General features: G+C 38.8%; 14 protein-coding genes and 1 tRNA gene. 3 read left to right on the forward strand and 12 right to left on the reverse strand.

All coding sequences use genetic code 11. The annotated features are described in order from the left end of the window. Positions 1–37: 37 nt before the first annotated feature. The 5 genes from AB6735_RS20740 to AB6735_RS20760 form a co-directional block, all read right to left on the reverse strand. Positions 38–1,513, reverse strand: a complete 1,476-nt coding sequence (locus AB6735_RS20740; protein WP_370997968.1) for a RagB/SusD family nutrient uptake outer membrane protein — start codon at positions 1,511–1,513, stop codon at positions 38–40. Positions 1,514–1,517: 4 nt separating this feature from the next. Then, positions 1,518–4,790 (reverse strand): TonB-dependent receptor, encoded by a 3,273-nt coding sequence (locus AB6735_RS20745; RefSeq protein ID WP_370997969.1) that lies wholly within the window; start codon positions 4,788–4,790, stop codon positions 1,518–1,520. Between the two features lie 285 nt (positions 4,791–5,075). Next, complete coding sequence (locus tag AB6735_RS20750) at positions 5,076–6,143, reverse strand: FecR family protein (protein WP_370997970.1); 1,068 nt, start codon at positions 6,141–6,143, stop codon at positions 5,076–5,078. A 121-nt stretch (positions 6,144–6,264) separates the two neighbouring features. Then, complete coding sequence (locus tag AB6735_RS20755) at positions 6,265–6,804, reverse strand: RNA polymerase sigma factor (protein WP_370997971.1); 540 nt, start codon at positions 6,802–6,804, stop codon at positions 6,265–6,267. A 149-nt stretch (positions 6,805–6,953) separates the two neighbouring features. Further along, positions 6,954–9,692: a bifunctional YncE family protein/alkaline phosphatase family protein gene (locus tag AB6735_RS20760; protein WP_370997972.1), complete on the reverse strand. Its 2,739-nt coding sequence runs from the start codon at positions 9,690–9,692 to the stop codon at positions 6,954–6,956. Positions 9,693–9,803: 111 nt separating this feature from the next. Here AB6735_RS20760 and AB6735_RS20765 point away from each other — a divergent pair, with 111 nt between their 5' ends. Next, the gene (locus AB6735_RS20765; protein ID WP_370997973.1) at positions 9,804–10,265 is read left to right on the forward strand and encodes a DinB family protein; all 462 of its coding nucleotides are present in this window, start codon (positions 9,804–9,806) and stop codon (positions 10,263–10,265) included. 26 nt (positions 10,266–10,291) lie between these two features. Here AB6735_RS20765 and AB6735_RS20770 read toward each other — a convergent pair whose 3' ends face one another. The 3 genes from AB6735_RS20770 to AB6735_RS20780 all read right to left on the reverse strand — a co-directional run bounded on the left by AB6735_RS20770 (position 10,292) and on the right by AB6735_RS20780 (position 12,871). After that, positions 10,292–11,020 carry an esterase family protein gene (locus AB6735_RS20770; RefSeq protein WP_370997974.1) on the reverse strand — a complete coding sequence of 243 codons (729 nt, stop codon included), beginning with the start codon at positions 11,018–11,020 and terminating at the stop codon, positions 10,292–10,294. Between the two features lie 32 nt (positions 11,021–11,052). After that, on the reverse strand, positions 11,053–11,664 hold the full coding sequence (locus tag AB6735_RS20775) for a GDSL-type esterase/lipase family protein (protein ID WP_370997975.1): 612 nt from the start codon (positions 11,662–11,664) through the stop codon (positions 11,053–11,055). Between the two features lie 115 nt (positions 11,665–11,779). Beyond that, positions 11,780–12,871, reverse strand: a complete 1,092-nt coding sequence (locus AB6735_RS20780) for a phosphatidylinositol-specific phospholipase C1-like protein (RefSeq protein WP_370997976.1) — start codon at positions 12,869–12,871, stop codon at positions 11,780–11,782. Positions 12,872–13,092: 221 nt separating this feature from the next. Between AB6735_RS20780 and AB6735_RS20785 the strand changes: the two genes are divergently transcribed. Further along, on the forward strand, positions 13,093–13,971 hold the full coding sequence (locus tag AB6735_RS20785; protein ID WP_370997977.1) for a nucleoside phosphorylase: 879 nt from the start codon (positions 13,093–13,095) through the stop codon (positions 13,969–13,971). A gap of 5 nt (positions 13,972–13,976) precedes the next feature. Here the strand turns inward: AB6735_RS20785 and AB6735_RS20790 are convergent, their stop codons facing one another. After that, positions 13,977–14,606: an HAD family hydrolase gene (locus tag AB6735_RS20790; RefSeq protein ID WP_370997978.1), complete on the reverse strand. Its 630-nt coding sequence runs from the start codon at positions 14,604–14,606 to the stop codon at positions 13,977–13,979. A gap of 64 nt (positions 14,607–14,670) precedes the next feature. On the opposite strand from AB6735_RS20790, the gene AB6735_RS20795 reads away from it, so the two are divergent. Next, positions 14,671–14,744, forward strand: a tRNA-Ile gene (locus tag AB6735_RS20795). Between the two features lie 334 nt (positions 14,745–15,078). Here AB6735_RS20795 and AB6735_RS20800 read toward each other — a convergent pair. The 3 genes from AB6735_RS20800 to AB6735_RS20810 all read right to left on the reverse strand — a co-directional run bounded on the left by AB6735_RS20800 (position 15,079) and on the right by AB6735_RS20810 (position 24,212). Then, the gene (locus tag AB6735_RS20800; protein ID WP_370997980.1) at positions 15,079–16,704 is read right to left on the reverse strand and encodes a RagB/SusD family nutrient uptake outer membrane protein; all 1,626 of its coding nucleotides are present in this window, start codon (positions 16,702–16,704) and stop codon (positions 15,079–15,081) included. 18 nt (positions 16,705–16,722) lie between these two features. Further along, positions 16,723–19,767, reverse strand: coding sequence for a SusC/RagA family TonB-linked outer membrane protein (locus AB6735_RS20805; protein WP_370997981.1), 3,045 nt, complete (start codon positions 19,765–19,767; stop codon positions 16,723–16,725). A gap of 380 nt (positions 19,768–20,147) precedes the next feature. Continuing rightward, positions 20,148–24,212 carry a two-component regulator propeller domain-containing protein gene (locus tag AB6735_RS20810; RefSeq protein ID WP_370997982.1) on the reverse strand — a complete coding sequence of 1,355 codons (4,065 nt, stop codon included), beginning with the start codon at positions 24,210–24,212 and terminating at the stop codon, positions 20,148–20,150. Positions 24,213–24,440: the final 228 nt, after the last annotated feature.

Raw genomic sequence — 24,440 nt, forward strand, 5'->3', positions numbered from 1 at the left:
TTTTATCCTGATTGTCGGTAATTTATTTTATCATCCTTTAAAAGTTGGGGTTTTGTTTTAAAACACCCTTACTCTTATCAATTTCAACTTGGGGAATTGGATAATAGTAATGTTTAGGGCGAATAAAAATGACATTCTTATTTTTATCGATCGGCGCTTTTGATACCGGAGAATTATAAATCGCAGCGATATCAACAATTTTATCTTTATCCCAGCGCATCAGATCCTGGTGACGCTCACCTTCACCGGCGAGCTCCACACGACGCTCATGAATCAACTCTTTCATGCCCGCCCCCGAAACCGGTTTTAATAAAGGCGAAGCACGATGTCTGATCTGGTTGATCAAGGCATCCCCTGCTCCAGCTCCTTGAGTACGGATAAGCGCCTCCGCTACCAGCAGATAAATGTCGGCTGAACGCATTAACGGTACCGCGAAAGTGTGGTCAGGACCACCGCCATCGGCTACCGTATTAAATACAGCGTACTTACGGAAAGCAAAACCAGTTGCTGAAAGATCAGCTGTAAATGTAGTTAAACCATTGCCGTCTCCAATGTCTATCTTATCACCAACACTCAATAGAGTTGCCTGTTTGCGTGGGTCATTAGCCTCAAACTCATCAGCGAGCCCCTGTAATGGCTGACTAAAACCATAACCACCCCATGGCCTTGGAATATAATACACGGTAAAATCGTTTTGTATTACATTTTGAATGGCTTGTATTGATAATAATAACTCTTTACTCTGTTCATTTGCACGGGTAAAGTTATCCTGGTAATTAGCAGCCAGCGCGTAGTTAGCATTGGATACTACCTGTTGCCCGGTAGCTATCGCCTCGGGGAACTTTTCCCAATACATATACAATTTAGTTAAAAGCCCAAGCGCAGTCCCCTTACTTACACGACCACGATCAGCAGCGCCATAACTTTCAGGCAGATTGGCTATAGCCAGTTTTAGGTCTGATTCAATTTGCTTGCGTACATCCTCAATAGGTGATTTAGGAACATTGAAGTTTTGTTTAGTGTAATCATCCTCGGTAATAATAGGTACATCGCCATAAATTACCATTAAACGCCAGTAACCAAAAGCTCTGAAAAAATAGGCTTCGCCCATGCTGCGTGTTTTGATGGCGGGGGTTATATCAGTGATCTTAGGGATATTGATAATACAATTCGTAGCGCGGTTAACGGTTTCATATTTCCATTTCCAGCTGTAGTTAACCTGCGCGTTTGAGGCGTCATAGGTTAAATTCTCTATAGCTTCATCCTCGCTGTGGTCACCAGAGCGCCAGTAATCATCAGATGCCACATCAAAGGTAGTTTCGGCATGGGCAATGTAATCCTCACCTTCCAGTAAACTGTATATACCGGTTATAGCGGTTACCGCCTGGGATTCGTTCTTGAAATAATTATCGCTATTGTAAGCACCTTTCTGATCCAGATCAAGCGCTTTTTTGCAGCCGGTTGTAAATAACATTACCGCTGTTGCTATATATATAATACTTTTTGCTTTCATGAGGTTATAGTTTTGCTGATATACCAAATGTTATTGTACGTACTGCCGGATATTGGGCCACATCAACCCCTCTTTGCAGATTACCACCATTGTTGTAACCCAGCTCAGGTGTATAACCGGAGTATTTGGTGAGGATAAATACATTTTGACCTGATGCATAGAGCTTTATACTACTAAAAGCAGCTTTTTTGCTCCATACTGTTGGTAGTGTATAACCCAGGGTTACATTTTTAAGACTGAAATAATTACCGCTTTCAACAAACAGATCAGATGTACGGTAATTATCATTCGCCCGGTCTAATGACATGCGGGGAATGGTATTACTGGTACCCGGTCCGGTCCAGCGGCCCAATGTTGATGCGTACATATTGAACGGATAAGTTGGATCAATACCTTGCATTCTATCAGCATTATACAAACTAACACCAAAAACTCCTGTAAAATTTGCTGCAAGGTCAAAGCCTTTGTATGATAAGCTTCCCTGCAAACCAGCGGTTACATTTGGATTTGGATTGCCCAGATTGGTACGGTCGTTACCATCAATCAGGCCGTTACCATCCAGATCCCGGAAACGCACATCACCTGGTTTAATATTTCCTTTACGAGGATCGTTCTTCAGCGCCGGGTCGTTGTCAATATCGGCCTGAGTTTGATATAAGCCATTGGTTTTCCAGCCATAAAAGGATGCGATGGGTTGCCCCTGATAAGTTCTGGAGATCTCCTGATTGGAGCGTCCGTAAAGAACCGACCCAATATATGACCCTTCGCCATCAAGATGGGTAACCTTATTTTTAATAAATGATGCATTAGCCCCAACACTAAACTTTAGTTTGTTGCCTCCCTGATAATTTGCTTCGATCTCAATACCCTTGTTATTCATTGAGCCAACGTTTTGGCTCGGAATATTAACAATGCCAAAGGTTCCTACCGTAGGTGGAGAATAAAGCATATCGCTGGTATTTTTATTAAAATAAGTAATGGTAGTGTTTAGCTTATTGTTTAAAAAACCCGCGTCTAAGCTTACGTTGGTCATAGCGGTAACCTCCCAGTGTATATCAGGATTGGCAATCCGGGTAACAGCCGCTCCGCTCGCACTTGTTCCGCCAAAAGCATAACCACCGTTGCCATAGGTGTTGTTAACCTGTATTAAGCTTAAATATTGAAAGGTATCAACACTTTGGTTACCCAGCCTGCCGTACCCGCCTGTTAATTTTAGATTACTGATCCAACTGATATTTTTGATAAATTCTTCCTGTGATAAGCGCCAACCGAGTGAAAAGGCAGGAAAATACCCCCAATGATTGGTAGGTCCGAATCTTGATGATCCATCAGCCCGGAATGTTACGGTAGCTAAAAATCTGTCGTCATAATTATAAAAAGCCCTTCCAAAAGCCGATTGTAATGATGATTGATCAGGCGGTAGCCCAGTGGCAAACTGATCCTGGCCCAGGTAAAGGTATCGCTGGCTTGGCGACGTATCATCAAATCCAATCCTTTGCGCGGTAAAGCCATTATTGGTATTAAACTTTTGGTACGAATAACCACCGGTAACTGTTAAATGACTTTTTCCAAAAACCTTATCATAGGTAAGAAAAGCTTCCAGCAATTGGGAGTATTCTTCTGTTTCAGATTGTTTTAGCGAAGAACTATTGTTAGGTCTTGCCTGGTTAATATCTTTAATATCGAACTCATACTGACGGCCTATATCACCATCAAAAGCATAATTAACACGCAATTTCAGATCTTTGATGAACTGCACTTCGGCAAAAGCGTTAGCTAATGTCCGGTATTTGCGTTTATAGGCATCTGTTTCCTGAATAGTTGCATATGGGCTATTGATATCACCCAATTGATTGGCAAAATTTCTTGATGTTCCAAAACTACCATCGGGGTTTACCAATGGTATTGCTGGGTTAAAACGAAGCGCCGAGAACACCAGACCGGTTTGTGAGCTGTAAGTATCGTACCCATTATTATCGGTAAAGGTTAACTGTATGTTTTCGCCTACTTTTAACCAGGGTTTTAGTTTGTGTTCAGAATTAATCCGTACACTGTAGCGTTTAAAATCACTTTTATCGATGATTCCTTTTTCATCATAAATAGAGGTAGAAAAATAGTAGTTTGATACTTCATTACCACCATTTATATTAATATCTCCACTGGTTACATGGCCGGTTCCCATAATGGCACGTTGCCAGTCGGTTCTTTGAGTAGCATAATAGGTATCATTCCATGGCGCGTCAATAGCAACGCCATCATTCGTATAACGTTCTCTTTTCAATTTATACAGATCGGGTGCTGTAAGCGGATCCAGATATTTAACTGATTTTGAAAACCCATTATAAAAATTAACCGTAGTGCTCAATTTTTGGTTATAAGTACCTTTTTTTGTAGTTACCATTACCACACCATTTGCAGCCCTTGTACCATAAATAGCACTTGAAGAAGCATCTTTTAAAACGTCGACACTGGCAATATCATTTGGGTTCAGATCGCTAAACGCATTGGGATCAAACGTAGGTACACCATCAATTACTATTAATGGATTAGCATCATTAATAGTACCTGTACCACGGATACGTATACTAGGAGCCGCTCCTGGCGAGCCATTGTTACTTACAATGTTTACACCACTGGCACGGCCATCCAAAGCCTGTGCCGCCGAAGCTACTGGCAGGTTTTGAATATCACTTCCCTTAACGTTGGCTACCGAACCTGTAAGGTCAACTTTTTTGCTGGTACCATAACCAACCACTACCACCTCATTTAAAGCTGATGGCAAGGCATCCATTGTAATAGTTAAATTGTGGTTGCCTGCAATTGGCACTATCTTTTTGGCATAACCTATATAGGTTAACTCCAAGGTACCGTCGTCTGGTGCATTGATACTAAATGTACCATTAACATCCGTAGTGATACCCACATTGGTACCTTGCAATTTAACGCTTACGCCTATCAGGGGCTCACCTGTTTTATCAACAACTTTACCTTTAATGATAGCCTGACGGCTGGCATCTTCCTGATTAGATATGATAACCACATGGTCATCAGTCATTTTATAGGAAAGTTTATTATCAATAAGGCTGCTTAGTATTTGATCAATCGTGGCATCCTTTACATCCAGATCAACCTTGCCAAGTTTTTTAATGGATGTGTAATTGTAAAAGAAACGATAATCACTTTGTTTTTGAATTTTGGTTAATATGCTGCTTACTTCGGTTTGCTTAATGCTAAGTGTAAACTTTTGTTGAGAATACACTGTTGCCGAAACTTGCATGCATGTAACCAGAATTAGGAGGAAAACTGCTTTCATCAGCAAAATAACTTTTAGACATACGGAGGCACCCTGAAGTGGAAATACCCTTCTTGTTTTTTTCATTACATTTGTTTTGAAAATTAATGGATAGAGTAAGCACTGTGTTACAACATCTTACTCTGTTAATAAAAATCCGATTTGTTTTTACAGGGAGGAGTGCCAGCTCTTCCCTTGTTTATTTGGATGTCAGGAATCTGATAAGTAATGCTTCAATGTCATACGCGTTAGTTTTAGGGGTTAGTTAAATTAATTTTGTTTCTCTTTTTTCGACAAATAAACCGTCTTTCCATCCATGCGGTAATTGAATGGAGTTGTTATTTCAATAATCCGAAGAGCATCCTGCAATGACTCTTTATCCAACAGGCCACTTATTTGTTCGGTTTCAAGCGCCTGGCTTTCAAACACAATCTGCACGTTGTATTTTCGCTCTATTTGTTTAGCCACATCTTCAAATGGCTCATTAGTAAACAATATCCGGCTATCAAGCCAGGCGGTTTCTTTGACCTCATCGGCTTTAACAGCTGGTAGTGTGATCACCTGGTATTCTACTTTTGCCTGGTTAAGAGTATTACCAGCCCGAGGGCGGGTTTGAGGCTCATTGTTGGTAACTAATAGTTTTTCGTTAGGTAGCAGTATAATGTTTTTCTCTGGGTTGTTTTCCAATTCAACCTGCACTTTACCCTTTAGTAATGTAGTCTCGATATTTTTATCGTTATTATAAGCCTTAACATTAAATACTGTTCCGAGTACTTTTACTGTTAAGTTGTTGGTGTGTACCAGAAAAGGCCTTTTAGCATTGTGGGTTACTTCAAAAAAGCCTTCACCATTAAGCGTAACGTCTCTGGTATTTTTTGCGAATGTTTCGGGATAAGTAAAGGTACTCCCTGCATTCAGTATTACTTTAGTTCCATCCGGCATTACTAATTTCCGGGTTGTTCCATAAGGAACCCGAACTTCATGCATAACTAATCTTGCGGCCTGATCTGCCAATCGCAGTTTCCGTGTATACAACAAGCTACCTACCATACCTAACACTAAAACAGCCGCGGCCGCCCAACGCCAATGAAATAAAGGCTTTACCTTGCTTGCATCATTAATAAAACCTTGATTTTTGTCTGAGCTTTTTATTTTATACCAAAGTTCTTCAAGCTTTGTACTGATATCTTTTTGTTTTACAGTATCAACTTGTTTTGCGCTGCCCTTTAAAGCAGCAGTAACCTGGTACATTTTTTTTGATTCCGGAAACTGCTCAAGAAACGTGTTAAGTTCGGCTAATTCTTCAGCAGTGGCCGTTTTGCCCATACTTTTAGCCATTAACTCAATAAACCTGGATTTGCCCATAATAATTTGTATACTCCATAAGGACACACAACTATTGGTTTTTCCTAAAGGAAATAAAACTTTTTTTTAAATAGTTTAATCGAATACCAAAGCTTTACTTACCACCAAGCGCGTCATCCAATTTTTTAAGGGCGATGGCTAACTGAGCAAAAACGGTTTTATTGGAAAGGCCGAGAATGGCCGCCACTTCATTACAGGAAAGATCATCTTCCTTAACCATTTTAAATATGAGTTTGCAACGGGGAGGTAATAGGTTAACTGCATTCAAAACCCTTGTTTCTAACTCCTTACTAATAAGCAAATGAGAGGGATCTACAGATAACCGAAAATAATAGGTCTCGGTAAGTTGAAGTTCTTTAATTTTTTTGGAAGATGTGTTTCGTAAATGGTTCAAACAGGCATTCTTTATCAAAACATATAAATAAACCTGCAAATTCTTTATAGTATCCAGATTTGCACGGTTGGTCCATATTTTTAAAAAAGCATCATTTACAATCTCCTGCGCCACTTCTCTGTCGCCCAAAAACGAATAAGCAAATTTATTGAGCCTTGATTCGTTCAACTCATAAAGCTCATTAAATGCCGCTTCATCACCATTTATCTGAATACGACGAATATGTTCCTGTGTACTCACAACGGACGACATTTAATAACAGTCTAAATTAATTAAGAAATGTTTTGATAGGCAAATGTCTAAATTTATTATAACAAAACGTGGCATTATATTGGCCTATTTATATACTAAGCAGCATTTAAATACATTTCCGCTAAAAAGTGGACTGCCTAATCATCATTATCTGTGTCCTTTCCTGCCAGTTTAGCCGGGTATGCTTTTTTCCCTTTGGCCGCAAACCACAAAATACGGTTCATCACGTCATCATTTCCCCCATCAATATGATCATATTCTGGCCTTGATGATTGCTGCGCATAATGTAATGCTGCTCCTTTAAGGGAGGATAGTTTAGGGCTAAGTTTGTTTAATGGAATTTTATTTTTTATAACCTGATAGGTATAGTTTGATGGTTTATTGGTAAAACAATCAAACATGGGTAAAGCGGTTGCATCAATGATATTCATTGGCGGTAAACCGAGTATCTGCTCAATGGAACGTACTATACAGGTTTGATTGTAGTTTTTACTAACCTTACTTTGCAGGCGGCTATAAGGACTTATCACAAAACCGGTAGTGCGATATGCCGAAACGTGATCCCACCCAGCCTGTGAATCATCCTCGGTAACAAAAATCACCGTATTTTTCCAAAACCGACTCTTTGATACTGCTTCAACAATACGCCCAAGAGCCAGGTCATTATCAGCCACCATGGCATCGGGTGTAGGAAACCCTGGTCGTGTACCTACCGTATGATCGGCTGAAAGAGCCATGATCATTAGCTGAGGCAACTGATCACCGGGCTTTTTCTCATACTCATTTAGTTCTTTAATAAAAGTCGAGGCTCGCAATTGTTCGTTGATCTTGTGTTCATCAGAACCGGGATAATTTTGCGACAACATAGGTCGTACCCTCGATATGGTACTCGTATTTTTGAATGCAAAAGGTTTACCCGCATTGTAATTGTTGTAAATATCGCTCCAGCTTAATTTTTCATCAAAATGAACCGCACAAGCTTCCCCGTATATCCTTACCGTTTTGCCATGGTCTGCCGCATTGTTCCATATAAAACCATTACCGTCATAAACCAATGCATCTTCTTGCACATGCGGATAACTGCGGAACCATGACCGTACACTTTTTTCAACATAATCGGTTACCATAGCTGCATCTGTCCATTGATGACCTTCGGCAGAACATTTTCCGGATGCATAATAATTATCGAGCAACAAAAAATTACGGGCCAGATTATGCTGATTAGGTGTAACGCTGTCTCCATAGATGCATAATGATTTTGCTCCATTACCTTCAGGCATATCGCCTAAAACCTGGTCATAGGTGCGATTTTCTTTGATAATGTAAAGCACGTGATTAAACACAGATGGTTCACCTATACGTTCAGGTACTGGCCGTGCAGGAACGTTTTTCCGGGGTAATAGCTGAGCAATTTGCTGCCTGAAACTCAGGTTAAGGTCTTTTACCTTTTGAGTATATTGCTTTAACTGTGCCTCACCGGGGATTGGGATAATGGATACCGTCGCTTTTTGATGATGCGAATTGTATGCCTCCGGGCTACCCTCACTTATCTCACCATCTACCCCGCCCTTATCCATTTCTTTGCTGCTTATACGCGATCCTTCTCCTTCCAGATTGGTTACGAATAGTGTATTATTATTATCAACTGCAAGTCCGCCCGGGTAGGCTTCTGTAGGTATAAAACCCTTTACAATACTACGCCCTATGCCCTTTGTTGCCGCTTTTGATCCAAGTTTTACTATAGCAACCGCGTTATCAAGTCCATTGGCTACATATAAGATCGTACCTTCTTGGTTAATAGCCAATGCATTTGGCGTATCACCTATATAACTTTTTTTGCCTGGATTTAACTTTACATCAATCGCATCAACACTTTGCAGTGCGTTTGTTGAGATAACCGATACCATATCGCTATTACCATTGGCTACATAAACAAAGGCTTCATCTGCACTGCTAATTATTGCATTGGGGTGCAAACCAACTGATATCTCTTTAATTAGATCCCCTTTTTCTAAATTCATTACCATAACGGTACCCTGGGCGGTAGCTCCGGTTTTGGGATCAATATAGGTTTTGCCATACGGTACACCGGCGGTTTCCTTATTCACGGTATCAATGACGTTGGGACCGGCCCAATTGGTTACAAAAATTTTGCCTTTAGCTATCACAATGCCATAAGGGGCAACTCCTGTAGGCTTTGTCCAGACAGTTTTATTGGTCGACAGATCAATTTTAACCAACTGATTATTGCCATTTAAAACCACATATAAAAAATCTACACCATTTTCGTTATTTATAGCCAGATCATTTGGTAAAGCCAAAGGCGATTCTCCTTCGGCTTTAAAAGTAAAGGTGTTTTTTATACTGATGCTTTCGCCATTCCAAATTGCCTCAAAAACATATGATTTAGAGTCTTTCCCTTTGCCGGCAGCTGCGCTCCAGAATATCTGTGTTTGATTACCTGTTTTTAAAACCTTTAACCCTGAATAAGTACTGGAAAGCCCAAGATACCGGGCATCCTGTTTATACGTCCAGCGGGTAACCACTTTACTTAATACAGTATCAATTAAAGTGATTCCATACCTATCCTCAACAGCTATAAGTTTGCTGTTGGGTATAAGCCTCACATCCATACTGTGGTTTTCGTCACCAGGATCACCAAATGAAACAACTTTGCCCGCTGGATCAACAATCCGGTTATAAGGCATTAAAACAGGCAATATGTTCCGATTTAGCGTACTGTCATCATAGGCGCTATGCATGTTCACCTGCTCATTAGCGGTTGACTGTTTATTCTTGTTTATGTTATGGCAAGCCATAACCAATATAGACAACCCTGAAATAAGGGTAAATATTTTTCGACTCCTGTTATTCATTTTTTGTTCCTGGCCGGTAAAATTATACTAACACTTTATAATGAAAGTTAAGCGATGCTAAATTATCATAATTGTTACTAATATTGTTTTTAAATACAACCATAACTTGATATGAACCTTAGTAATTCTATAACAAGCAGACTAAAATTTCAGCATGAAACAATTGGCGAACTCATTTTTAATCTTGATGAGCAGCAATTGTTTAAAAGACCTCAGCCTGATAAATGGAATATCCATGATAACATTGCGCACTTAGCAAGATATCAACATGTATTTATTGAACGGATCAATCAAATTTTAAATACTGAAAACCCCTTATTTGGCAGCTATAAAGCTGATAATGACCCGGAGTTTATAAGCTGTCAAAATAAATCTACAGAAGAACTGATACAACAAATCAATGCAGACAGGCGGGATATCATACAATTGATCAATGCGATTCCTGAAAATCAATCGGATAAAAAAGGATTGCACCCTTTTTTTGGAAATTTAAATATCACAAAATGGACAGAGCGATTCCTGCTACATGAAGCTCATCATCTTTTCACTATCATTAATTTAGTTAATCTGTAAGGAAGCAGCAGGCACACGCGAAGGTCCTATAAGTAATTGACTACCATTTGTCGCCATGAACGGGCCTGATGCGCTTCGCTATCCCAGATGTACAACGAATTATTAATCCCTTTCTCTGTTAACAGATTGCTTAATGTATAATTGTTATCCAGTAAAATATCATCCTTCCCTACTGTCAAAACTATATATAGCTGTCTAAGTACTTCAAGCTTATGCTCATCTGTTAAATTGGGTATATATTGTAATGGCATGTTAAAATATACATTCTCATCCCAATAACCTTCTAACAGATCTTCGTAGTGCCCTATTTTGGTTGCCAGATCATATCGGCCGCTCATACCAACCACTTTATTGAATATACCAGGATGTCTTAACGATATATTTACCGCATGATAAGCTCCCAAGCTACAACCTGCGGCAATTTTAAATGAATCGGGGTTTTTAACATCGATATATGGCATAACCTCCTCAAGAATATATTGCTCGTATTGAATGTGCCGTAATATTTTTACCGATGGATGAAATCCTGAGCTATAAAAACTTTCAGTATCACAACTATCCACGCAATAAACCTGGATATACCCATTTTCAATTTTATGACGTAGTGATTCAATCACACGCCAATTCTCGTAATCATAAAATCGCCCCATTCTTGCCGGAAAAAACAGAACAGAGGCTCCGCTATGGCCAAATATCAGCATCTCCATATTTTTTTGAAGAACCGGGCTATACCATCGCGTGTATTCTCTGTTCATACTATATGCAAGATGCCTCTATGGTGTGATATTTATATTAATTCTGCATGAAAATTCTCTGAAAGCCGGGCATAAATAGTTTGTTTCCACAAAGCATACCCCTTTTTACTTAAATGGAGACCATCTGGTTGAAAATATTCTTTATCTGGATATCCATCTTTATTCAACATCTTGTTATATATATTGATGAACCTCCAATTATCATCCCGCTTAATGATCTCATTTTCAATAATATTATTGGTATACCGGAGTGAGTTTATGAGATCCCAGCGCGCTATGCTGGGTTTAATGGAAACATAGTAACAAGGAATAGAGCCAAACCTTTGCGATATTTGGTTGGCAAGCTGTTCAAAAAAAATAAAAATCTCTTCGGGGTGCCTTCCATCGCCCAGATCATTATCACCTGCGTATACAACGATGGATTTAGCATCATAAGGAGCAACAACACGATCAAAAAACCAGGAACAGGCCGCAAGTGTTGAACCACCAAAGCCCAAATTAATTGGCTTAAAGGGCTTAAAGTCGTCAAATAATGCATCCCACAGCCTTATCGATGAACTTCCATAGAACAGTGTTGACGGTTCATATGTTAGTTTTAATCTTTCTTTTTCAAGTCCTTTAACTTCTTCTTCGTACCAATACATACACTTAGCTATAATAGGGATAAAAGTATAAAATTACAGCTAAATGCCAAGATATACCGAAGTATTGCAGCTCAATTATTATTAATTCATGGAAAACGATTATTTTAAGCGCGTTTTATTTTCCTGTGCCATTATTTTGCCGTGTATTATTAAACGCGGGGTTTAACCTAAAATATTTATTTCCTTCTTCAAAGTTTACTACGTAATCAGATTTAAAATGGGTGCTCTTCAAATAATAATCAGTAGTTATAATTTGTGCTCCTGAATTACAGGCGGCTATAAAATCACTTTTATCATTTGCACGGGCCTGTTCGGTATCTGAATCGGCACGGGTACGGATAATGTAGCCTTTTTTAACCAACTCCTTTATTTCAGGATCTTTAGGATTATTTCTGATCATCATAGCAGCCTCCGGATTGCCCGGGTCTGTATTGGTAAACAAAACCCTTCCTTTCAAGGATGGATGACCTTTAATGTACAGATCGCGGCAATCTTTAGTATTATCCATTATAAATATAAACTTGCCACGGGCTGCTTTTAATGTGGGCCAATTGCCATGCAATACAGCGCTTTCCAAGGTCGCGTATGTACCCCTAATCATATCAGGAGTTATCAGGCTATTGCCTAAACCGTCTCTGATATCCTGGTCCAACTCATCAAGCGTTTGTTCAGTGAGTTTTTCAGGAGCAGTGCGGTTTGGATCTTTTGGTTTCTCATCCTTAGGCTCCAGTGTAATAAAAATGGGATTATGATCAGGATGCGCATCAGACCATGTTTTTAACTGCTTTAAACCATCTTTAAAAGTTAAACAATGACTGCGAAAATCAAGATCAATAATATGAAATACTTTAAAACCTGGTTGCTTCATTTCACCTTCGGGATCAAATGGGGGTTGATCTTTCACCCAATCCAAACCTTTTGGATGTGCATACTTCCCTCCTTTTGAATCGGCATAAACATCAATTTCTAAATTTAACAATCCCATATTCAATTGATCTGATAAACCAATATGCTCGTAATCGATCTTTTCTGCAGCTTCGGGATTTTGTTGTTGAAAAGCTTTAAATAAGGTAGGATATATGGCTTCTTTATAGCTGTTATGAGATCCAATCACCTGTATTTTATTCATAGGTATATTGTCATCACCATCACTCCACTGGCGCAGAGGCAAAATCAGTATCAAAAGTACACTTAAAAGGGTTTTCATATTTATGATATTATGGAGTTGAATTTAGTAGTTATAATCAAAGTTAAAAATTGTGTCAAAATTGCTTCTCAGATATTTCATTTAGATTAACTGTTCGTTAACAATGATAATAAACTAAAGGTTATGGATAAAAATTAAACAATTATATTTATCTCAGTCAATACCACAAAAGCCCCTATTAGTTTTATTTGCTTAATTTATATCACCCAATAACAAATCACTTGGAAAGAATTTCATCAACCGATCTTATTTTAAATGACGATGGCAGCATTTATCATTTAAACCTGCTCCCAGAAGATATAAGCGACACTATTATTTTAGTTGGCGACCCTGACCGGGTGCCCAGGATTAGTCGTTTTTTTGATCATATAGAATTAAAAAAAGGCAAACGCGAATTTATTACGCATACCGGCAGCATTGATAGTAAACGGATTTCGGTTATTTCAACAGGCATAGGCACTGATAATATAGACATCGTGCTAAATGAACTGGACGCTCTTGTAAATATCGATCTGAATACGCGTTTACTCCATCCACAGCTTCGCAGTATCGACATTATTCGCATTGGTACTTCCGGCGCAGTACAACCTGATATTCCCATTGATAGCCTGCTGATATCGTCTGGTGCCTTTGGCTTAGACGCGCTTATGCATTTTTATGAATACCAGCTAAGTGATCACGACGAACAACTTTTACAGGCATTTCATGAAGCCATTACGGCCCACTTCGATCTTAAACCCTATTATGCCCCCGCAGGAGAAAAACTGCTCAAACAATTTGGAAACATAGCTTCGCGGGGTATAACGCTTACCGCTCCAGGGTTTTATTCGCCACAGGGCCGACAAGTACGCGCAAAATCATCTACACCTAACCTGCTATCTATACTTTCATCCTTCAAGGGTTCTGATGGCTCGCAAATTACTAACCTGGAAATGGAAACCGCGGGAATATATGGCCTTGCCGCTTGTTTGGGTCACCAGGCGCTTTCATTTAATGTGATTCTTGCCAACCGTTCAACAAATCAGTTCAGCAACGATCCGCTTAATATAATGGATCATTTTATTGAGTTGATACTAAACACTATTGGCAAGCAAAACTAAACTGTTTATAGCTTCTCTCTTTTAAAAAACTGTTGTAAAGTATCCGGGACCGTCATTAAAAAGGTTTGTATCCCCAGCTTTTGCGCAACTGCCAAATGTTGGGGGCTATCATCAATAAACAGTGTTTCGGAAGGGTTAAGATCATTTTCTTTTAATACTAATTCAAAAATTGCTGGTTCAGGCTTACGTTTACCTGTTAAGTGAGAGTAGTAAGCTTTTTCAAAAATGTGATCATTACCATCAAATCCGAAATCAGTTTTCAGATAGTTCATAATGTATTCGTAATGGATCTCATTGATATTACTTAACAAAAATGTGCGATACTTATCTTTTAAACTCAATAACAATTCATGGTTGCCTGCTTCAATTCCGAGCAACATGCTGTTCCAGGCAGCGTCAATTTGATCATTGGTAAGCTGATAATTACTTGTTTTTTGCCTGATATAGTCTCTGAATTGATCAGCAGTGACCTCTCCCCTGTCAAATTTATCAAAAATTTCATCCTGTTGTTTATGCCCAAAAAAATCAGCGGCATTATTGATACCCAACTCTTTCCAGGCTGCCTGGCCCTTCAAAAAGTCAAGACTAAATATAACGTTACCATAATCAAAAATGATATTTTTAATGTTTTCCATAAAAGCGTTTTGTAATTTGACGGCAAATATGTAAAATTGCACCCGCAAACAAAAACAAATAACCGCGCCTATAGCTCAGTCGGTTAGAGTAGAAGACTCATAATCTTTTGGTCCCTGGTTCGAGCCCAGGTGGGCGCACAAAACAGTAGCTTTCAACTATGACAAACCCTGCAAATCGTTGATTTACAGGGTTTTTTCATTAATTATACCCGGAATAACTCGTCCTAAAGCCAAAGTTCTCATTACCTATCCGACCACCTGTTTTTTATTTATACCTTAGATAACACAAACCTATTCAAATGAATTGTTTTGGATTTAACCGAAATAAGCCATGCATTGCCAGGCAGTACACAGTAAATAAAAAAAGTAAACAGTATTTACGTATAGTCAAAGCCTGATCAATAAAACTATATTATACAGGTTTAAAGTAATAAATAAGGGCTTACCTGTAAACCCTTATTTATTAAAAAAATTAATAACCAGGATTCTGCTCTAAAACGGCATCCTTATTTAATTGAATTTCTGACAACGGAATAGGCAAGAGTAAGTTTTTAGTTGCCAAACCTGTTGTTGGATGCTGTGCATCATTTGAATTAAGACGCAGGGAGCGTTCAACCAAAGTACCTGTTCGCATTAGTGTCATCCGGCGGTTTTCTTCAGCAATCAGTTCCCGGGCACGCTCATCCAACACAAAATTAAGGGTCATTTGGTCAGATGTAACCTGTGGAGCATTTGCCCTTGTTCTCAATACATTTATTGATGTTGCAGCGTCGGCGGTTTTACCTTGTTTTACCTGAGCTTCGGCCAATAGCAGGTAGGTTTCGCCTAAACGCATCATCATAAAATCCTTGATCATAGCATACCCAAAAACATCATTAGGATCAAAAGCGCCCCATTTTGTTGTGCTCGGACATATTTTATACAGGGTATCCGGACCGGTAAACGGCACTTGTTTGCCGTAAATATCCGGCTTGGTAACATCATTATAGTAATACCGGCGGCGTATACTGTACTGCGAGTTACGAATGTCGCCTGCTGGATAAAGTCCATATAACACCCAGTTACTTAACCTGAGCCGGGCAATACTACGGCCACCTAAAGTATCGGAAATAACCAGTCCGCTGATATTGTAATAGGCTGCTCCCCATACCCGGCGCTGTTGCGCGGCATCAGTATTACCCCCTACTACCGTGCTTGGATTTTCCTGCTCAAGCACCCAAATAGCTTCTGTATTTCCCTGGGCGCGCCTTTCGTTACCGTAAACAAACATATCAGAATAATAATCACCTGCTCCGCCTGCCCTCACACCATACCGAGCTTTGATCAGGCTAAATTTACCGCTGTTAATAACAGCCTGTGCCTGCTGTTCGGCAAGATCATTTTTACCCATGCGTAAATAAACTTCGGCAAGCAGCTGCATCGCCATATACTTGTTGGCACGGCCAACAGGTTTACCCTGCGAGTTTAATTTACCTGTACCCGCTGTTAGGTCAGCCAGATTACTAATGGCAAAGGTAAGATCGTTTACGATTTGTGCATTTACATCGTCAAGAGATGTACGTACAAAATCTGTTTTGGGGGCGGTAATGGTATGTATAATCAGCGGTACTTTGCCAAAAAGTGTCGCCAGGTTGTTGTAAGCATAAGCCCTGAAAAATTTAGCCTCAGCAGCAAAAGCGTTTTTACCTACCTGGCTTATTTTAGTTGTTGAGGGGCTTTCCACACCGTCAACAATAATATTGGCATTATTTATCATTGAATAATATTTGCCCCATATATAAGAGGCAGCTCCATCAGTTGATGTTAGTTGGGCATAATTGTAATAAGGTACTTCGATGCCTTGCTGGTTGGCGGTAGCGTTGGCCACATCGGTACCTACCTGCCATACACTTGGCCACCCTTGTGAACTTGAATAAGTTAAAATTGTGCTTTCGTAGTTATACAGACCAACAACAGAGGCTTCAAACCCAAGTGAATCTGTAAGTGTTAGCGGCGTATATGAGGAATATGGTTTTTCATCCAGGTAGTTTTTTTTACAGGACGCAAATGCAATAATAAGCACTGATACTGAAACCAATATTGTTGAATACTTTTTCATGTCTTTATAATTATCAGTTTATTTTAATGAAATATTTACACCTAAAACAAATGTGCGTGTTACAGGATAGTTATTGGTCCAATCGGAGGCATAAGCTTGTTGATTGGCTGATGAATTTGATGTTCCTCTTGTGTAAAAGGTTTGCTCAGGATCCCAGCCTATCCATTTGGTAAAGGTGTACAGGTTACGACCGCTTGCATAAAAAGTTAAACTGGCCAGGTGTGCTTTATCCAATAGTTTTTGCGGAACTACATAACTAAAGGTTACATCTTTTATACGGGTATAACTGGCATCGCGCGGGTAACCATATCCACGCGTATTAGTATACGACAATGCCTGAAATGAGTTATTGCCATTGGTAGGTGTCCAGTAACCTATTTCAGCAGGGGTATTTCTTCTGCCTGATTCATCTGCATAGTTCAGGTCGGCATTATTTCTCATCTGGCCCTGGGCGGTTTGAATGAATACACTCAGGTTAAACTGCTTATAATGAAATGTATTGGTTAAACCGCCAGTCCATTTAGGTGCGGTTTGGCCTTGTATTACTCTGTCATCCGCTGTGATTTTACCATCACCGTTAGTATCTGCAAACTTTAAATCGCCAGGTTTTGCGCCGGGATCTTGTTTAGATGCATCCTCACCTGTTTGCCAAACACCTGTCATCTTGTAATCATATATCACGTTGATTGGCTGTCCGATAAACCACCGGTTACCCAAATCGTCCTTACCGTCACCATATAGGTCAACAATTTTATTACGATTAATTGCGTACACAATGTTACTTTCCCAACGGAAATCACTCCCGGTTATATTACGGGTAGTAAGCGTAACCTCAATACCTTTATTAGCCACCTTACCTATATTATCCAATATTCTTGAATAGCCGGTTATAAGGGGCAGGCTCCTTTGCAGCAATAAACCGGATGTACGCGTACTGTAGGCATCAACCGAGCCACTTATTCGGTTGTTAAATAACGAATAATCGACCCCGATATTAGTACCAACAGTTGTTTCCCAATGCAAATTGGGGTTACCCAGGTTACTTGCTTGTATACCTGTGACCCCAACACCATTGAACGGAGATTTAACAGCACCATCAGTAGTAATAGTTTGGTAAACGCTGATGGCTTCATTACCTGTTTTACCATAAGATGCCCTTAATTTTAAGCTATTGATAACAGTTGAGCTTTTCAGAAAATCTTCCTGGCTTATATTCCAGCCCAAAGCTGCCGAAGGAAACCAACCATATTTTGTTGTATTAGCGCCAAATACAGATGAGCCATCTCTGCGAGCGGTAAAAGTGAAAAGATAACGGCTGTTATACGAATAATTTATGCGCCCCATTTGTGAATTAAGTGCATATCGATCTGAATAAGTTCCAGAAACTGATGTGCCTGGAATATTCAAAGCTGATATGGTAGCCCCGGCTCCAATATTATTAAATGACAACAGATCATTTACATAACCACTTCCGGCAAAACTTGAAATAAAATACCGCCTTCGCTGGGCGCTGTAAAGGCCGGTAAGATCAAAATGATGTTTCCCTATATCCTTATTATAATACAAGAGGTTTTCAATAGTATATGAATTGGTTTCTGAGCTGGTTGCAGTAGCATAACCAAGCGGGGTATTGGCAAGGCGGCCGCTATAACTGTCAATACGCGTTGGTAAATAAGAGTAGCCTGCATTTACACGATATTTTAACCCTTTGAGTATACCCCCAAATTTCAGCTCGGCATAAGCATTCCCATTAAGGTTTATACTGCGGTTAACCTGATCAGTAACAAGTCCCAATAACGGGTTAGTATATAACAGCTCCGGATTCATGGGGTAAATTGCATAGGTACCGTCGGCATTATACTTATTACCATAAGGGCTCATAGCAGTAGCGAACAATAAATTAGCCCGACCACCATCATAATTATTATTGGTAAAAAAAGCAGATGTACCTACGGTTAAAAAATCGGTAACATTAACATCGAGATTTGAGCGAATGCTTATACGGTTATATTGATAGCCTTGTATTACACCTTTCTGCTTCATATAATCACCAGAAACAAAATATTTAACATCGGGGTTACCACCTGATATGCTTAGGTTATGATCCTGCATAACGCCTTGCTGAGTTACTGCTTTCACCCAGTCTATGGTACGACCGGCCTGGTAATTAGGAAGTTCAGAACTATTAGGAACCGGGCTTGTTTGTTTTTGGCCGGTTTGCGACATGTAATCTGCATATTTTTGAATGTACGAAGCCGGATCACGTGGTTCCAGAATATGTGCTATGTTCTCAACACCTGCATAAGCGTTATAACGAATCACAGGTTTACCACTGGTTCCTCTTTTTGTGGTAATCAGTATTACTCCGTTTGAACCATTAGTACCATAGATGGCTACTGCCGATGCATCTTTCAAGATTTCCATGGAGGCAATATCATTAGGATTAATATCATTAAGCGAACCACCGGTTTTACTAAGCGGGATACCATCAACCACCACATACGGACCAGTACCTGCGTTAATGGAGTTTTGCCCCCTCACAATAGCCGAGGGAGAGCTACCCGGTACAGATGAAGTAGTTGTTACGCTTACACCTGCAACGGCACCCTCAAGTGCCTGCAACACATTGGTAACCGGCAATTGCGATAAACGCGCTTTGGGCACTGACACCACTGAACCTGTTACATCTGAGCGTTTTTGGGTACCATAACCTACTACTACTACTTCATTCAGCTGCTTATCTTTATCTTCAAGTACTATGTTTATTAAGGCATGGTCTTTATTAACCTGTACGGTTTTGGTAACCATACTTACAAAGGATATGTTTAGTGTGGCGCCATCGTTTACTTCGATCTTAAAAACACCATTTACATCGGTAACGGTAGCTTGCGCTGTACCAGCTACCTTAATGGTAGCGCCAGGCAATATATTGCCTGAAACATCTTTTACAATGCCTTTAACATTAATTTTTGTTTGCGCATAGGTTAACTGACTTATGCTCGTGAGCATTATCATCAATAACCACATGGTGTAACGAGTTAAATAAGTAAATTTTATTTTCATAATTTTTAGGGTTAAATAAGTTTAATAATAATTAGGAGAATAAATAAGTGTTAACCTGACAGATTTAATATCCTACAGGTCAAAATCCAGTTACTGGTTTTTGAATGTTTCATGCTGATGGTTAGTTTATTATTGTTTAAGAAGAACAGTAAAAGCTGATACTATTACTAACTGGTTAAAACTAAATAAGCGTTATTTACCGTTGTGCGAGGGGGGTAAAACTATAAATTGTGGGGGTTAAAATACCTGTTTTAAGCATTTTTAGCCTTTTTGATGAGAATTCGAGAAAAATAAGTGTTAAAAGAACCTTTATTTTTTATTGTCATAGTCTCTGCTATCCATCAAAACCAATAAACGTTAGGCAGCAGAATAACCATTAATTATTTGACTGGGTTTTCCTTAACAAATTCACACATCCGGTAAGAGGTTTGAAAATTTGCCCTGTGTTTTTTTATAAACTCAGAAGGGTTTACACAAAACTGTTTGTTAAATTGTTCGCGAAAATATTTCATATCGCTAAACCCAACCTGAAAGGCTGCTTCGTTAACATTACAATTGGTATGGATCAAAAGCTCAGCGGCTTTACGCAGGCGCACAACCCTGATAAAATTATTAACAGATTGCCCGGTAATGCTTTTAATTCTTTTAAAAAGTGTTGAATAACTTATACTCATTTCTTTTGCCAATACATCAACATCAAAAAGCTCGTCTGTAAAATTCTGTTCAATAACAGCGATACAATTGTTTAAGAAGTCCTTATGCTCCTGAGATATCTGCAGCGTTGCATTTTTTTGAGTAATTTCTTTATAAAAATACTTTTGCAGCTCGGTCTTGCTCCGTAAAACACTTTTGACACGGGCTATAAGCAACTCTTTTTCAAATGGTTTTCGCAAAAAGTCAATTGCCCCCTCCTCTATACTTTTCATCATAATATCAGGGGTAGCATTACCGGTTAACAGAATAACTGGAATATGATTAATGGCCGGGTCTTCCTTTACCATCTTACATAATTCTAACCCATCTATACCATCCATCACAATATCGCTAATGACCACATCCGGGACATGCTTTTTTATCAGATCAAAACCAACTGTACCATTATCAGCTTCAAAAACAGTATAATCAGGTATAAATATCTTCCTGATATAGCTTCTCATCTGATCATTATCATCAATAATGATAACAGAATGCTTGTCTGAAATGAATAATTCAAGCTTATTAATTCCTTCCTCCTGAACAATGGCGTCTTTATTATCATGATCAATAAATTCATTAACATAAGTATAATCAGGCGTAATATCTTCAACCAACTGCTCAGTAGCAAAATGCTTTTTTCCTTTTGGTAAACTCAATACAAAAGTGGTTCCGCCAGTTACATTGTTTGAATAGCTGATATTGCCTTGATGAATTTCAATAAAAACCTTTACCAGGTATAAACCTATGCCAAAACCCGTTCTGAAGTAGTTTTTATCTTTGATCTGATAAAATTTATCAAATAATTTATCGCCTATATCTGTATTTATACCAATGCCGTTATCTGTGATTTTAAAATATACCTGCTCCTCGTCTTCCTGAATTATAATATTGATGACTCCACAGTCGGGTGTAAACTTAATAGCATTAGATATCAGGTTAAACAGGGCAGTTTCTATTTTTTCAAGATCGGCGTATACATCGATCTGGTCACAGGAGCTGTGAACGGTATAATTTATCTTTTTGATCCGGGCCTGATGAATAAAGCAGGCAAATACCTCATTACATAAATTTACAAAGTTTAATTTACTTACTTTCAGCTGTGTGTTTTCACTCTCTGTTTTTCTGAAAAGCAGCAGGTGATCAACCAAACCAAGCAGGCGGCGGGCATTGCTGTAAATAATATTCAACTCATCGGCATTGCCTTTATTTTGATTCAGCAGATCTTTAATGGGACTAATAATTAAAGTTAGCGGTGTTCTGAACTCGTGCGAAACGTTTGTAAAAAATGAAAGTTTCTTTTCATTAAGCTCTTTTTCTTTTTCCACCCTGAGGTTGGCAATCTCAATTTCAAATTGAAGTTTTGCCTGTCTTACGCGGTATGTCTTGAATACATATACAATTGCCGAAATAATAAATGCATACAATATATAGGCCCACCATGTCCGGTACCATGGCGGCATAACGGTTACCTTAATTATCAGTTGTTTGGCCGTCCAATGCCCTTTAGTATCGGTTGCTTTAATTCTAAGTATATAATCTCCTTCATTTAAACGGGTATAATATGCCGTTTTGATTTTGCCTACATAATTCCAACCATGATCCCATCCTTCCAGATAATAAGCGTAATCAATTTTATCAGGAAATGAGTATTCAAGCGCTGTATAATCAATCGTTAAAGTTGCCTGGTCATAGGGTAGTATAATTTTTTGGAGATTAACTATGGGCTGATATCCTGTATGTGAACTATTGCCCTCAACATCAATGTTATTTATTTTCAACCCGGTTAAACGGAGACCGGGCTGATGGCTTCCGATCTGAATGCTATCCGGATTAAAAAGATTAAAACCGTTAATACCGCCAAAAAGCATTTTGCCCGATTGAAGTTTTAAAGCGGCATTGTAATTAAACTGATGGCTCTGCAAACCATCTGATACATTAAAGTTGGTAAACTTGTTGTTCTGGGGCGAATACTGCGTTAATCCATTGTAGGTACTGCACCACAAATTGTTTTTATCATCAACCAGCATATTAAGTATGGAGTTGCTGGGCAGGCCATTAATTTGCGTATATCTTTTGTAGGTATTGTGGTCAGGGTTATATAATAAAAGTCCGCCACCTTCTGTTCCAATCCATAAATGATGTGATTTATCCTCCGTGATTGATCGTATGGCGTATCCAATAGTAAAATATTGATGCTTTTTATTTTGAGTATCAATCTTAATTAAATGGGTATAATCACCGGCCCAAAGCCTTCCCTCCAGATCTTCATATAACGAATGTATATCAACCAGGTTTTTATCAAACAGTTCAAACCTGTCCCTTTTGTTATTGTACAAATACAAGGCTCCCCCCCGTGTTGTTCCGGCCCACAAATGGTGGTGCGAATCTTCATATAACTTCCATAGGTTTTTATCAGCTCTTTTAGTATAAGTATTATAACAGGCATAGTGTTTAAAATGCCCCGTGGATTTGTTAAATAAATCAATCCCGCCGCAAAATGTGGCCACCCAGATATTATTATCATAGGTTTTAATGATACTGACAATAAAATTGCCGCTTAATGCGCCCCGCTGCTGATTGTGTATGTAGTGGGTATAGGTGTTATTCTTGGTGTTCCAATAACTTAACCCTCCTCCATCTGTTCCGATCCAGATATTATCTAATTCATCTTCGCAAAATGAAAGTATAAAATCATTAATGACTGTATTTTTATTAAAAGGATCATGGCTATATCGATCAAAAGGCTTATTTTCAGGATCTACTATATTAACCCCTCCGCGTAGTGTTGCTATCCACTTTCTTGATTCCTTATCCTGATAAACCGCGTTTATAGCACCACTACGTAAAGATCCCTTTTCTTCGCCGGTTATTATATAGGTTAGCTTATTGGTATTGGTATTTAAAATATTTACCCCACCACCATTAGTAGCTATCCATAAATTTGCTTTTTCATCCAGGCTTAAATTGAAGATGTTATCATTCGTAAGTTTACTGTAGGCCGAGTTAAACCTGTTAATTTTCCGGGTATTGATATTACAGATATATAGCCCGTTTTCAGTTCCTATCCAAATATGATTATGTCCGTCATCGATCAGGCAACTGGCAAATTGGAGTTGCCCGCTAAATTCAGTAATGCTATTTTTTTGTATATCATACAGGCATAACCCAACATCCTTTACAAAGAGCCATAGACCTTTATTGGCTAATGCGAGAGCTTGTATATTATAATTATACTTTTTATTTAGAGCAACCTGCTGGTATAAATTCAGTTTTTTACTATAAACCAGCAACCCCATTTCGTCAGCAGCAACATAAACATGACCAGCATTATCTGTAATCACTGCATTTATATTAGTTGTTATTTTTAATTTTTGAGTTCCCGACCCTGGCTGATAATATTCAGGATAAAAATAAGCATCAGTATAATTATAGTACACAAGTCCCCTTTGTGTCCCAATTAATATTTTATCACCGGTGCCGCCAACGGCAGTAATATGATTATTGGTTAATGACCTGGTATTTCCCCATATATTTCTGAAAATCTTAAACTGATCACCGTCATACCGGTTCAATCCGTCATAAGTACCCATCCACATAAACCCATATCGATCCTGATAAATGCAGGTAACAGCATTGTTCGATAAGCCATTCTCAATACCTAAATACCTGATAGATTGATTAGTTCCTATCGCCAGGGCCGAATAGCATAAAAAAATAAAACAGGCACAAATGAATATTCCGCTCTTCAATATAAATTTTGCCCGATAAAACATTTCACCTCAGTAAATAATTGGTCAATCAAATTTATTAAATACTGGGATGATTATATTCTCATATATTATCTCGATTAACTTTGTTCTTGGGTTGTAAACTTAAAGTCTCCATAAACTCACCCCTATAAAAGGCTGATTTGCCCCCGCTTAGGTCGACTTTTTTATACTTCATTTGTCACACCAATTAATAAGGAATACTGGAGA

It is taken from the genome of Mucilaginibacter sp. RCC_168 (assembly GCF_041355315.1).
Classification (GTDB): domain Bacteria; phylum Bacteroidota; class Bacteroidia; order Sphingobacteriales; family Sphingobacteriaceae; genus Mucilaginibacter.

Bases quoted from the DNA above. Each gene is read 5' to 3' on its own strand.
- AB6735_RS20800 (WP_370997980.1), bottom strand. From the start codon at position 16,704: ATGAAAAAGTATTCAACAATATTGGTTTCAGTATCAGTGCTTATTATT.
- AB6735_RS20750 (WP_370997970.1), bottom strand. From the start codon at position 6,143: ATGGCTAAAAGTATGGGCAAAACGGCCACTGCTGAAGAATTAGCCGAA.
- AB6735_RS20790 (WP_370997978.1), bottom strand. From the start codon at position 14,606: ATGGAAAACATTAAAAATATCATTTTTGATTATGGTAACGTTATATTT.
- AB6735_RS20740 (WP_370997968.1), bottom strand. From the start codon at position 1,513: ATGAAAGCAAAAAGTATTATATATATAGCAACAGCGGTAATGTTATTT.
- AB6735_RS20780 (WP_370997976.1), bottom strand. From the start codon at position 12,871: ATGAAAACCCTTTTAAGTGTACTTTTGATACTGATTTTGCCTCTGCGC.
- AB6735_RS20765 (WP_370997973.1), top strand. From the start codon at position 9,804: ATGAACCTTAGTAATTCTATAACAAGCAGACTAAAATTTCAGCATGAA.
- AB6735_RS20805 (WP_370997981.1), bottom strand. From the start codon at position 19,767: ATGAAAATAAAATTTACTTATTTAACTCGTTACACCATGTGGTTATTG.
- AB6735_RS20770 (WP_370997974.1), bottom strand. From the start codon at position 11,020: ATGAACAGAGAATACACGCGATGGTATAGCCCGGTTCTTCAAAAAAAT.
- AB6735_RS20760 (WP_370997972.1), bottom strand. From the start codon at position 9,692: ATGAATAACAGGAGTCGAAAAATATTTACCCTTATTTCAGGGTTGTCT.
- AB6735_RS20745 (WP_370997969.1), bottom strand. From the start codon at position 4,790: ATGCAAGTTTCGGCAACAGTGTATTCTCAACAAAAGTTTACACTTAGC.
- AB6735_RS20775 (WP_370997975.1), bottom strand. From the start codon at position 11,664: ATGTATTGGTACGAAGAAGAAGTTAAAGGACTTGAAAAAGAAAGATTA.